The following is an 11,959-nucleotide window of genomic DNA, read 5'->3' as shown; positions in this document are numbered from 1 at the left end:
GCAGGCCCCTGCGGTGCGGGATCGAGCAGTCCGGTCAGTCACGGTCGGTTACACCCCCCACCAACCGAGTGTGTTTGATGAAGCAGGCCGCGCCTACGAACAAGACCGGGTAGACACACTCCAGCGGGCGACCCCGCCAGCCGGCCACGCCATCCATGACCTGGCCAGCGATGGTGGAGATGGTCTGCTCGGACACGTCAGCCCCACAGACCTCGGCCACGCGGGCAGCGATCTCGCCGTACATGAGCCCCTTCACGGACAGCGCCAGCACCCTCACCTCGACTCCGGTCAGCCGCCGCTGCCACTCCCTGACGATCTGCGGCTCGAACGTGCCCGAGGCGTCGCGCGGGACCTTGATCCCGACCGGCCCGACGTCGGTCAGCAGGGGTCTTGGCCCGGCCCCCGTTGCCGGGGTTGCCGCTGCCACGGCCGACCGCATCGTGCTTCTCATGACCGAGGTGATCGGTGATCTCACCTTCCAGGGCAGAGTCCAAGACAGGCTTGGTCAGCTGCTGCGGCAGCCCACCCTGCCCGGTCAGCTGCAGCCCCTCCGACCGGGCCCGCTCCGCCAGCATCGCGACCAGTTGCTCGTCGGACACGGGCGTAGGTCGCCCGCACTGGGCACTCCCGAAAGGCTACGCGGTCTGCAACTCCACGGCAAAACCGGCCACTTGACGTCTCTCTCATGATCGTCAGATTCGCCCGCCAGATTTACACTCCCGCCTGTGGCTATCGGGTCGTCTACGGATGACAACTGCGGCCGCTTCGGCTGTCGGGGCGGGTGCAGGAGGACTGGCCCGTCACGACGACGTCGTCCTCGTCGCGCCTGCGCCACGGCGACGGTTCACATGCACCCTGCACCTGCTCGGGCGTCGCTCCGTCAAACCGTCAAGCGGCGGTGGGCTACCGGGGACGCCAGGTGCGGATCTCGAGGTGGAGGATCTGGGCGTCGGCGCGGATGCGTCCGGTTTCGACGAGCCATTGGTGGACGGCTGCGGTGACGTCGCCGCCGGCGGTGTCGACTCGGCGGGCGAAGTCGACAGCGCCGAAGCCGCCGCTCTGGGCGGAGCCGTAGGAGCGTTCTTCGGTGTGATCGGCGCGTTGGACGACGCCTCGGCGGACGCCGGGTGAGTCGGTGCGGCTGCCGGAAGGGTGCAGGTAGCCGGTTTTTGCCAGGCGAGGCGCAGGCCCAGGCGGGCGGCTTCGGCGATCAGGGGGCGCAGGCGGGCGGAGCCGGAGGCGATGGCCTGGGCGGCGACGCGGCCGGTGCCGGTGCCGGTGGGGGTGATCAGGACGGCTTTGCCGCGTACGCGGCCGCGAGTGCCGGAGGCGGTGGTGCGGCCGGTGATGCGGCGGGCGGCGATGGCGGTGAGTTCGGGCAGGTCGGTGATGCCGCCTGCTTCGACGGCTGTGAGGACCTCGCGGAGGGCGAGGACGAAGGCCGCGCCTTTTTTCTTGGTGCAGAACTGCGAGACCGGGGAGGGGTCACGGTCGATGATCCGGACGATGTCCCATTTGGTGTAGCCGACTGCCTGGAGGCGGTCGGCCAGTCGGACCGCCTCGTTCAAGGCCTTCCGGCTGATGGCCTGGTGTCGGCGACGGGGTGACATCAGGGCACCTGACTGGTAGTGAGGACGGTGCGTCCAGCGTCTCGCAGGGCGAGGAGTCCCTCTTCACCGGTAGGAGCGGGCAAGGGGCCGTTGAGGCGGCCGCGCAGGAGGTAGCCGCCAGGCTGGTGGTAGGGCCAGTTCTGGGGGTGGGTGAGGTAGAGGGCGTCGGGGCCTGGACGGTACACGCCGACGGCAGCGCGGTTGCGTTGACGTCTGACCGCGACGGTGTGACGGGAGATGCGACGGAGGGACTGAAGTCCTACCGGATCTATCACCCGGAGGCACCTGACATGCAAGGTCCGTCGACCGAGTGAGGCCTGGCCCTGTGGCGTGACGGTGGCGAGCCGCGGTCGTTAGCGGTCAGCCGACGTCCGGCTGGGTCTCCTGGGAGATCTCCTCGTCGGCTTTCTGCCGCGCCAGGCGGCCGTTGAATTCGCGGACTGTTGTCAGCCATCGCCACGGTTGGATCTCGTCCAGCGATAGGCCCGTCCAGGCCGGCTGGTGCGGGATCCGGCACGTCGTCCAGATGGTGCAAGTACGAAGCACGGGTCTTCGTCCTGGACGAGCCCGTGGCCCCGGAGGATCTGCCGGGCGTCGTGACGAGGCTACCGCTGGACTGCCTGCGCGGGCTGGCTGAGCAGGACCGGTTCGAGGGCGAGGCGTGCACGCTCGACTCGATCTGGCTGATGTTGTTCATGACCGCCTCGGCCGGCGGGGTCGGCTCACCAGGTGTCCACGGTGCCTGGGGGCGTTTCAGCGCGTGGCTGGCTCTCGCGGGGCTCTGCGGGGCCGAGTACCCCGAGGCAAATGCTGCCGAGGTCGAGGAGCTGGCCCAAGCCTGCAGTTGGTACCGGTTCGAGGCCGACACCGAATGGTTCCACAACGACCTGTGCGACTACGGCATCGTCGCCTTTTCCCCCGACTGCCGCCGCATCGGCGTACTCGCCGCGACGGACACCGACTGAACTGTTCAGGTACAACAGCCGACAGCAGCCAGTGCGCTGATCGCCTGCGTCCGCCGAGTTGCAGCCCGTACTCCCTCTGGACCTTCGGAGCTGGACTTCTGGAGTGAGGGGCTCGGGTCCACCGACTCCAGCGGCACGAACTCCTCGATCTCGATCGCCTTCGCCTTCGCCAGCGGCAGCGGCAGGTTGCTCAGCTCCTCGTCCGTGATCGGGACCACCTGGGTCTTGGTCAGCTCGTATCCCTTGCCGATCTCGTCCTGCGAGGCTGGCACCCGCGTGGACCGTGTGAGCCGCCGCTAACATGCGCGACCTCATGCGAGGCCGGTTTTGGAAGGCCAGCTGTAACTGGGCAGCCGAGTGACGACGAGGGATACACTCCTGCGCCGGAGGGGATCACGGGGTGAGTGAGACAGACGAGGCGCCCGCGGCGCCCGGTCGGCTGCGCCGAGCGCTGCCGAACAGCAGGCGCGGCCGGTTGTCGCTGATATCCGCGCTGGTGCTCGTGCTTGCGGGCACCGGGCTCGGCACGTGGACGGCGGACACCTGGCCGTGGCCGAAGGACCGCTACTGCTGGGGCGCATGGGAGGAGGACAGCGGCCCGGACTTCCTCGGCGACGATGACGACGGGTCACGCACCGGCAAGGAGACGGCGCCCACCCGCGAGCGCCCGACCGGCAGCTGCGAGGTCGCCATCGCCAGCGACTACAAGAGCAGCTACGACGGCGACAAGGTCTCCACCGACCAGCAGGTGACCGTCGAGTACGGCCCGGTCCCCAAGGCCGCGGAGGCCCGGCTCGCGATGGTCCATGACGGTTTCCTGGGCGGCGACATGGTCCCGCTCCCGGACGGCCTGCCGGGCACGGTGAACGGGCGCGGTGGCCTGCTGGTGCTCCCGAAGTCCTGCGATACGCAGGACGGCCGGCCCACCGTCGTCACCATGCACGCGTCCGGCACATACACCAGCGGCCCCTCGTACACCCAGAACGATCCGGCCGATCTGGGCGGCGCCCGCCAGGCGGCGGTGCTGCTCGTCGCGGCGGCCAACCGTGGAATGGCGGCGGCCGGCTGCGCGCCCGAGGAGCCGCTGAGGGTCAACTCGCCGCTCTACGACCTGCCGGGCAAGCCGGATCGCATCTTCAGCACCTCTGACGACGTCTGCGGCATCCGCGGCCTGCACCTCGACACGGAGGACATCGAGGACCAGACCGGCGCAGCCACCCGCGACCTGCAGACGTGCAGCGTCCGTGGCGATCGCAACGGCGTGCCGTACCTGGAGCTGGCAATGGTCGCGCAGCCCCGGCTGGCCGCGGTGTTCGACGGCATCACGGGCAAACGCCCCGCGGCCCGCGGCTGGCGCGGCACGGGCACCATCGGCGAGAAGCACGCGATCGTACGCGCCGACTGCGCCGGCCGGCCGGCCACGTTCCTGATGGGCGCCTCCACCGACCCCGGCCACCTGGCCGCCTTCGCCAACGCAGCTGCCGCCCGCCTGGGCTGCGCCCCCATCGCCCCCAAGGGAGCCGCCCGGTGAGCAGCACTGCCAACGAGCCGAACCGATACGAGCAGCCCCTGCCCGCCGAGCAGGAGCTGCTCAGCGAGCGGCGCCTGCGCTGGTGGCAGTGGCGCAGACTGCTGCGCGGCCGGTTCCGGCCGCTGCTGGCCGCAGGTCTCGCCGGGGCGCTGCTCGGCGCCGGCGGCATGGCCTGGCAGACGCAGGCCGGGCCGTTCGCGCCGGACGAGGTGTGCTGGGGCGCGCTGTCCCGCGATGACCTCGCCCCGACGTTCCGCAAGCCCGAGGACGTCAAGGCGGTCGAGGCGCCCGTGCTGCACGGCGGGCGCTCCATGGACGGCCCCACCGGCAGTTGCCAGTTGACGAACAGCGACGGCGACGAATGGGCGCTCACCGCCCGGGTGCACCGGCTGGACGACCGGGCCGGCGACGACGGCAAGTGGGCTGATGAGTTCCTCTCCGCACGCCTCACCCCGCTCGGCGGCGGCCTGCTGGGCATGGCCTCGGACAACCGCGCCTGGCTCGCCATCCCGGACGGCTGCCTGGGTCGTCCCAGCGATCTCGACGGGCCGACCGTTGTGGACATCGCCCTGGGCAGCTGGATCACCGACATGGAGCCGCGTACCAAGGAGCGGGACGGGATGGCCCGCATGGTCGTGAAGCTCGTCAACAAGGTCAGCGCGGACCTGGGCTGCACCGGCACGATCGCCGATCCGGTCGAACGCCTGCCGAAGGCCGCACGCTACACCCGCACAGAGAAGCCGGACGCGCTCTGCGGCATCAAGGGGCTGACCCTGGGCAAGAAACGCAAGCCGGACCACTACCCCGTGATCACCGACGGGGACGGCCCGGTGCGCACCTGCGACCGGGACATCACCGGCTCACGGCCAGAGCAACGCCTGATGACCGTCGAGGACCCGCGGCTGGCCGCGATCTTCACGAGGATGACGCTGAACGAGGGCGACCGGGTGCGCTCCGCCGCCGGCTACGGTGGGCTCGGCCCCAACCTCGGTGTCTTCCGGGCCCGTTGCCAGGCGGGCGCGACGGTGTTCCTCGTGCAGGCCGACGAGGGCGGGGTGAGCGCGGACCTGCGCACCCTCTTCCCCCGCTACGTCGAGGCCGAGGCCGCCCGCCTCGGCTGCGGCCCGCTGAACCTGAAACTGCCACGGCCGGCCGGGAGCCGCTGACTCCAGCCCTGGCTGTGTAGTAGCCCCGCAAGTACCGATCCGCCGGGGGCGATGCGCTGGCAGGATCTACCGCCCGGCACGTCCATTCACACAATCTGACCTGCGGGTTTGCGGACCCTCGCCGTTGAATGGTTCTTTCGGCTCTGCTACGAACTACGTTTTCGCGGCCGCTTGAACGGGCCCGCACCGCTGCTGTTGCCGTCCGCCGCCGGCCGTAGCAGAAGCTGGGCCCAGGCGCGCAAGACCCGTCCCGCCCAGGTCAGCGTCGCCGCTGTCGCCCGGCGGGCGAACGTCTCACGCACCTTCCTCTACGACAACCGCGAGGCCCGGGCGGCCATCGCCACGGCGATGGCGGAGGCAGGCGACCGCCGGGCTCGCATGCTCGTCGAACATGACGACGAACGCGAGACAACCTGGCGCGAGCGCGCGCTGAACGCCGAGGACGCACTCAGGGCCGCCCAGGCCGAAATCCTCGCCCAGCCCACCCGGATCGGCGAATTGCTCGGCCAGATAAGGGACTTGCAGGCCGAGTGGACCGAAGAGGCCATCCAGCGGATCACTACCGAGAACACCACCCTCAAACAACGCGTCCGCCAACTCACCACCGACAACCGCACCCTCGACGAACGACTCAAGGCCGCCCGCTCCAACCTCCGCTTCCAGGGCCGCCGCGTCGCCGACCTCGAAACCCAACTCCTCGACTCACCCGTCGGAAAGTAGGCCAGCAACACCCCTGCGGAGGGGCCCGATCACCCATCAGGTGACCGGGCCCCTCCGCAGGGACCACAGCGATCGACGGTTGGCCAGACGGATCGCCCGACGCAAGACAGCTTCTGGGGCGTGTTCCCAGGCAAGGCTCGGCCGTGCGGGCCGTCGTCGGCAATACGCGCAATCAGGATCGCTGCAGACGCCTTCACGCCATTGGTCGCACACCACGCACAGCGCTGCGTCAAACCGTTCGCAGTAGTCCTGCCTGGTGCCACACCGCAGGCATGATCCGGACTTCGGCCGGACGGCGGAGGGACGCTTACGAGGCATCGTCCTGTTCGAGGTTTAGCATCTCCGCATCCACCATGGCTGAGACGGATCGCTATAGGAGTCCACGATCGTGCGGGAACAGTAGAACTCGTCAAGCGGATGCACCCGCCGCCGGAGCTCCCGCGACGCACCTGTCGGCAGCCCGCGCAGGGCCTGCTCCAGCATCTCGCGTGGATGGGCGTCAGAGGGACAGCACGCTTCAACTCCGCAGCCACGGGCCTGTGGATCTGTCAGCCTACGGGCCGGCCCGTGAACGGTGCCGACCCACCGAGCCATCGCGTCAGCGATGGCCCCTGGCCACAAATGCGAATCCTCGAACGTGGCAATCTCGCTCTGTGCTCGCGCCGAGACCCCAGGAACGATCTTCCTGCCGTGCTCCGAGCGGAGCCTGCGCGACAGCTTGGCGCGCACCTGCCCTGGCCCTCTACGCGCCATAGGCCTTTCGTTGGTTCGTCATAGACGACATCCTCTCAGAGTGAGGCCATTCCAAACAATGCGGCCGACCGTCCGGCCTGTCCGCTGCCAAAGGGGCAGACCTCCCGACCTCTCTTGATCTCCCGTCGATTACATGTACGCTGCGTATCACCGCAGGTCGAAGGCCATCTATGGACTCCCGCGGTCGGTAAACTTGGCTGGCAGAACCGGCGCCACGACGGACTGCGCCACCCGGTTCTTCCCAAAACCGCCCTCACGCCGACCAGATGTGGGCCGCGCTGATCACCATCAGCGGCCACGTGCCGGTGCCACTGACCGGGGCCGACTACCTCGAACTGCTGCCCGTGCGTTGGCAGCCCCTCACCGAACGCGGCACCCGGCTCGACTACCGCACCTACAACGACCCCGGCCTCGACCCCCATCGCGGCCAGCGCTCCGGTATCGCGAGCAAGGATGGCAAATGGGAGGTCCACCACAACCCCCACGACGCCCGCCAGATCTGGGTCCGTCTCACCGACGGACAGCTCCACGAAATCCCGTGGATCCACCGCGCCCACGTCCACCAGCCCTTCAACTACCAGATCTGGCGCCACATCCAGACCGAGGCCGAACAACGCGGTGACCGCGACCAGCACGAAGCCGACCTCGCCGACGCCCTAGACCAGCTCCTGCGCCGCATCCGCCACCCCGCCGGGACCGAGCACAACACCCCTCGCCGCAAGTCCCGGCGCGCCGGCAATACGCCAGCGCTGCCCGATCTGCCAGGTCAGCGGCGGCCACTCAACGAAGAGCCCGCACCGGCCCCGGACTGGAACGAGAGCCTGAACGACCTCATCGGCGTCGACGCCGCGGCCGACACCGACACCGACACGAGCAAGCTGAAGGGCACGGGCGTACTGCCGGCCGAAGCAGGCGGATACGGACTGTGGGACGCCGAAGCAGAGGCCGAGCAATGGTGAACAGCACGGCCGGCAGTTCCCCATCAGCGGCCGACCGGCCGCCCGGCACCACGGCGAGCCCTGCCGGTGCCGGCGCCCCCGAGGCGCAGCAGCAGTCGGTGACCACCTGGGACGGTTTCCAAGCCTTCGCCACCACGCCCGTGGCCGCTCCTCCCCCACACGGGGCGGAATGCCGCAGCCTCGAGGAGCGCCTGGCCTACCACTCGCGGTTCGTCACCGTGCGCACCCCGGCCATCGACGCACTCGCCAAGAACGTGCGCACCCTGATGATCCTCGGCCGCCACCAGGCCGTCACCGCACGGCCGTCCCTGATCGTCACCGGCCCCGCCGGCGCCGGGAAAACCACCGTCCTGCTCCAGGTCGGACGCGCCTGCCACCTCGCCCACACCCGCCGCCACGGCACCGCAGCAGCCGGGCAGGTCGCCGTCGCCTACGTCCTGGTCCCGCCCGCCGCCAGCGCCAAGACACTGGCCACCGAGTTCGCCCGCTACCTCGGCATCCCCGTCGCCTCGGGCATGTCCCAGGCCCAGATCACAGGCGCCGTCTGCCACACCTACACCGCCGCCCGGGTCCAGCTGGTGATGATCGACGAAATCACCGGCTCAACCCCCGCCCGACCACCGGCGCCCAGAGTGCCGACCTGCTCAAAGACCTCACCGAACGCATCGGCGCCACCTTCGTCTACGTCGGCATCGACGTCACCGCCACACCCCTGTTCACCGGGGTCCGCGGCGCCCAGCTCGCCGGACGCGCCTCCCTCATCGACTGCGCCGCCTTCCCCGCCCGCCTCGGCGACAGCGAACCCTTCCGCGGCCCATCACCGCGATGGAAGCCGCGCTCGACCTGCGCCACCACAAGCCCGGGACCCTCCCCCAACTGGCCACCTACCTGCACGAACGCACCGCCGGCCGCATCGGCAGCCTCGCCCGCCTCATCCGCCAGGCCGCCATCACCGCCCTGATCGACGGCACCGAACGCATCACCAAAACCACCCTCGACGCGATCCGCCTCGACCACCTCGCCGAACAGCACTACCGCCCCCGCACCCAGTCAAGAAGCCGCATGCCAGCACCCCGTGAGCCGGACAGCCCTCGCGGCCCGTGATGCTGCCGCGGCCGTCCCCGCGCAGTCCAGCACCATCACCACGACAACGTGGCCGCAGACCCCGTCAACCGCGCCGGGAGTGTTACGTGTCCGGCCGCTGCCTGGGGAAGCGACTGCCTCATACGTGCAACGCCTCGCCGACAGCTACCAGCTGACGCTGCCCCAGCTCCTCGACGGCGCCGGCATCATCCTCCACCGCCACGGCACGCCACCGACCGCCGAACTCATCCTCACTCCGGGCGCGCCCGGCACCTCGCCGCCCTGGCCCGTACCCCGCTCCCCCACCTGACGTGCGCCCTGCCCCGCCTCCCCCTCAGCAACGCCACCCACGACACCGAGGCGACCGCGTACTGGAAGCGGCTCGAAGCTGCCCCCGCTCGACGCGATCCCGCCGGTGCGCGGCCGGATCGGCCGCCCGCGCCGCAAGCCGGACTCGCTGTTCGCCGACCGCGGCTACGACCACAACGCCTACCGCGACCAGGTCCGCGACCGAGGCATCGTGCCGGCGATCGCCCGCCACGGAACGCGGCATGGCACCGGGCTGGGGGCCTACCGGTGGGTGATCGAGCGCAGCGTCGCCTGGCTGCACGGCTTCCGCCGCCTGCAGATCCGCTGGGAACGCCGGGCCGACATCCACGAAGCATTCCTCAGACTCGCCTGCTGCCTGATCACCCACCGGCAATTCAACTCATCGTGTCAGCCGTTGTCAGCCGTAACCTGAGGTCATGCTTGTTCCGCGCGGACCATGGATCTGATGCGCAGGTACAGAAGGCGAAGTGCTGAGATTCGGCCCGATTCCGGCTCTTGCGCGGGATGATGAGCGGGTGACATCGGCGACATCTCAAGAGCTGCGCATCCGTACCGAGTCCGGGTCCGGCGAGACCGACCATGGGTTCGACGAGCTGAGATCCCTCTTCGACTGGTTGCGGCACGAGGACGCGCTGCGCGGACGCGTACGCGTCGAACACGCCCCGATCACGCCGGGCGAGATGGGCGGAGGGCTGGACGCCCTGGTGGTGGCCCTCGGTCCCGGCGGCGTGGGCGCGGCCGCGGTCGGCGCGCTGATCGGCGCTCTGGCCACATGGTTCCAGCATCGCCGTGCGGACCTGCGGATCACCGTCACCAACGAGAACGGACGCACCGTCGAGGTGGACGGCAAGCGCGTCGACGTCCCCGCCTTGGTCGAGGCTGTCGAGCGGTTGCTGGCGGCCGGGCAGGCAGGCAGGGACGGGGAGGGGACGCCGGAGTGACCCGGTTCCCGGATCGGGCTGGTTCGCGAGCCGTCCTGATCGGCGTGAGCCGGTACGAGCACCCCAAACTGCCCGGGCTCCCGGCGGTGCGGGCGAACCTCGCCGATCTCAGGGCGGTCCTCACGGATCCGGTCAACGGGACTCTGCGGGACGAGCACTGTGTCGTGGTCGACGAGCCCCGGGTCCCGACCGACTTCGGCATCCCCGTCACCGAGGCCGCCGGCGGGGCCACGGACGTGTTGCTCGTCTACTACGCGGGGCACGGAGTCGTCGACGGGCAGGGCAGGCTCCACCTGGCCGTGTTCCACACCGACCCGGCACGGACGAGCGTGACCGCGCTCCCTTACGACGTCCTGCGGGAGGCGATGGTCGACAGTCGTGCGGCGGTCAGGGTGCTCGTACTGGACTGCTGCTTCTCCGGCCGGGCGACCGGACCGATGGGAGACGAGCAAGGGCTGATCAGCGGGCAGATCGACATCGCCGGCACGTACGTCCTCGCTTCGTCATCGGCGACCAAGCCCTCGCGGGCTTTGCCGGGCGCGACCCACACCGCCTTCACCGAGGCACTGCTCGCGACGCTGTGCCGCCCGGATCCGCTCACCCTCGACGCGTTGTTCGACAAGGTGCACCACCACCTCCTTGCCCGGTCATTACCACTGCCCCAGCGGCGGGTGATGAACACGGCAGGAGGCCTGACCCTGGTGAAGGGCCCGCCTACCGCAGCGCACCCCGGCGACACGCCCCACGCCGAGGGGGCGCCGCCGACCCGGTGGAACCGGCGCGGGTTCCTGGTCGCGGGCTCCGCCGTCGGTCTGGCCCTCGGTGCCGGCGCCCTGGAATGGCTCGTCAAAGGCGGGTCGGACCACGGCACATCGGGCTCCAGTGGACCGTCGCCGAGCGGCTCCCCGGTGATGAAGGGGACCGGTGCACCCTCTCCCGGGCGAACCCTCGCCGCTCACAAGGGCGCAGTCCTGTCGGTGGCGTTCCGCCCTGGCGGAGAGATCCTGGCCAGCGCCAGCGCCGATCGGACGATCCGGCTGTGGAAGGTGACCGACCCGGAGAAACCGGCACCGCTCGTCTCCCTCACCGCCCCCACGGACAACGTCGACGCGGTGGCGTTCAGCTTCGACGGCAGCCTCCTGGCCGGCGGCGGCAACGACAACGCGGTCCGGCTGTGGAAGACGACCGATCCCGCGAAACCGAGACCGCTCAGCCGGCTGACCGGCCACACGGGCGCCGTCTTCTCGGTCGCCTTCAATCCCGACAGCACCATCCTCGCCAGCGGCAGCGCGGATCGGACGCTCCGACTCTGGAATGTGTCGGACCCCGTGAAGCCGACACCGATGGGCCGTCCCGGTACCGGCCACACCGACGCCGTCCTCTCCGTGGCGTTCAGTCCCGACCAGAGCCTCATGGCCACCGGCAGCGCCGACAACTCGATCCTGCTGTGGAACGTGGCCACCCCGCCGGCCACCGTGGGCGCACCCGTCCCCGGCCATAAGAACCGCGTCCACAGCGTGGTGTTCAGCCCCGACGGCAAGATCCTGGCCAGCGCAGGCGGGGACCGGACGGTCCGCCTGTGGAATGTGACGGACGTCGCGAACCCGACCCAGATCGGCGCCCCCCTGTCCGGTCACACGGACGCGGTCTACTGCCTCGCCTTCACCACCGACGGCAAAGTCCTGGCCAGCGCCGGCGCCGACAAGAAGGTCCGCCTCTGGAACCTGACCGACCCGGCGGAACCGAAACCACTCGGCCACCCCCTCGTCGGCCACACGGGCGCCGTTCACTCGGTCGCCTTCACCACCGACGGCAAGCTCCTCGCCAGCGCCGGCGCCGACTACAAGATCCGCCTCTGGACGGTCGCCCGCTGACAACACCTACTGCCGGATTCCGCCTTC

10 protein-coding genes and 4 pseudogenes are annotated in these 11,959 nt (G+C 70.1%); 12 read left to right on the top strand and 2 right to left on the bottom strand.

What is annotated here, in order from left to right:
- Positions 1–88 precede the first annotated feature (88 nt).
- Positions 89–575: pseudogene (locus ACFZCP_RS44195) on the bottom strand (transposase); the annotation flags it as partial.
- Between the two features lie 358 nt (positions 576–933).
- Between ACFZCP_RS44195 and ACFZCP_RS44190 the strand changes: the two are divergent.
- The 3 genes from ACFZCP_RS44190 to ACFZCP_RS44180 all read left to right on the top strand — a co-directional run bounded on the left by ACFZCP_RS44190 (position 934) and on the right by ACFZCP_RS44180 (position 2,575).
- On the top strand, positions 934–1,131 hold the full coding sequence (locus tag ACFZCP_RS44190) for a hypothetical protein (protein WP_391442445.1): 198 nt from the start codon (positions 934–936) through the stop codon (positions 1,129–1,131).
- A 38-nt stretch (positions 1,132–1,169) separates the two neighbouring features.
- Positions 1,170–1,607: a hypothetical protein gene (locus ACFZCP_RS44185; RefSeq protein WP_391442443.1), complete on the top strand. Its 438-nt coding sequence runs from the start codon at positions 1,170–1,172 to the stop codon at positions 1,605–1,607.
- A gap of 446 nt (positions 1,608–2,053) precedes the next feature.
- Entirely contained in the window at positions 2,054–2,575 is a 522-nt protein-coding gene (locus tag ACFZCP_RS44180) for a DUF6183 family protein (RefSeq protein ID WP_391442441.1), read from the top strand.
- Between the two features lie 113 nt (positions 2,576–2,688).
- Here the strand turns inward: ACFZCP_RS44180 and ACFZCP_RS44175 are convergent.
- A pseudogene (locus ACFZCP_RS44175) lies at positions 2,689–2,847 on the bottom strand (Ku protein); the annotation flags it as partial.
- Between the two features lie 128 nt (positions 2,848–2,975).
- Here ACFZCP_RS44175 and ACFZCP_RS44170 point away from each other — a divergent pair.
- The 9 genes and pseudogenes from ACFZCP_RS44170 (at position 2,976) to ACFZCP_RS44130 (ending at position 11,932) form a co-directional block, all read left to right on the top strand.
- Positions 2,976–4,106 (top strand): hypothetical protein, encoded by a 1,131-nt coding sequence (locus ACFZCP_RS44170; protein ID WP_391442438.1) that lies wholly within the window; start codon positions 2,976–2,978, stop codon positions 4,104–4,106.
- Entirely contained in the window at positions 4,103–5,272 is a 1,170-nt protein-coding gene (locus tag ACFZCP_RS44165; RefSeq protein ID WP_391442435.1) for a hypothetical protein, read from the top strand. The genes ACFZCP_RS44170 and ACFZCP_RS44165 overlap by 4 nt, the downstream gene beginning before the upstream one ends.
- Before the next feature lie 171 nt (positions 5,273–5,443).
- On the top strand, positions 5,444–5,992 hold the full coding sequence (locus tag ACFZCP_RS44160; RefSeq protein ID WP_391442433.1) for a hypothetical protein: 549 nt from the start codon (positions 5,444–5,446) through the stop codon (positions 5,990–5,992).
- A 1,019-nt stretch (positions 5,993–7,011) separates the two neighbouring features.
- Complete coding sequence (locus ACFZCP_RS44155) at positions 7,012–7,704, top strand: hypothetical protein (protein ID WP_391442431.1); 693 nt, start codon at positions 7,012–7,014, stop codon at positions 7,702–7,704.
- A gap of 98 nt (positions 7,705–7,802) precedes the next feature.
- Positions 7,803–8,808, top strand: a pseudogene (locus tag ACFZCP_RS44150) (TniB family NTP-binding protein).
- A gap of 124 nt (positions 8,809–8,932) precedes the next feature.
- Positions 8,933–9,097 carry a hypothetical protein gene (locus ACFZCP_RS44145; RefSeq protein ID WP_391442427.1) on the top strand — a complete coding sequence of 55 codons (165 nt, stop codon included), beginning with the start codon at positions 8,933–8,935 and terminating at the stop codon, positions 9,095–9,097.
- A gap of 78 nt (positions 9,098–9,175) precedes the next feature.
- Positions 9,176–9,529: pseudogene (locus ACFZCP_RS44140) on the top strand (transposase); the annotation flags it as partial.
- 103 nt (positions 9,530–9,632) lie between these two features.
- A complete protein-coding gene (locus ACFZCP_RS44135; RefSeq protein ID WP_391442425.1) occupies positions 9,633–10,058 on the top strand; it encodes a hypothetical protein in 426 nt (141 codons plus the stop codon).
- A 44-nt stretch (positions 10,059–10,102) separates the two neighbouring features.
- Entirely contained in the window at positions 10,103–11,932 is a 1,830-nt protein-coding gene (locus ACFZCP_RS44130) for a caspase family protein (RefSeq protein ID WP_391442423.1), read from the top strand.
- The last annotated feature ends 27 nt before the right edge of the window (positions 11,933–11,959 follow it).

Origin of the sequence: Streptomyces sp. NPDC007971 (assembly GCF_042958635.1) — a bacterium.
Classification (GTDB): domain Bacteria; phylum Actinomycetota; class Actinomycetes; order Streptomycetales; family Streptomycetaceae; genus Streptomyces.
Note: the sequence above shows the minus strand (reverse complement) of the source record. Positions and strands in the feature narration are given on the sequence as shown.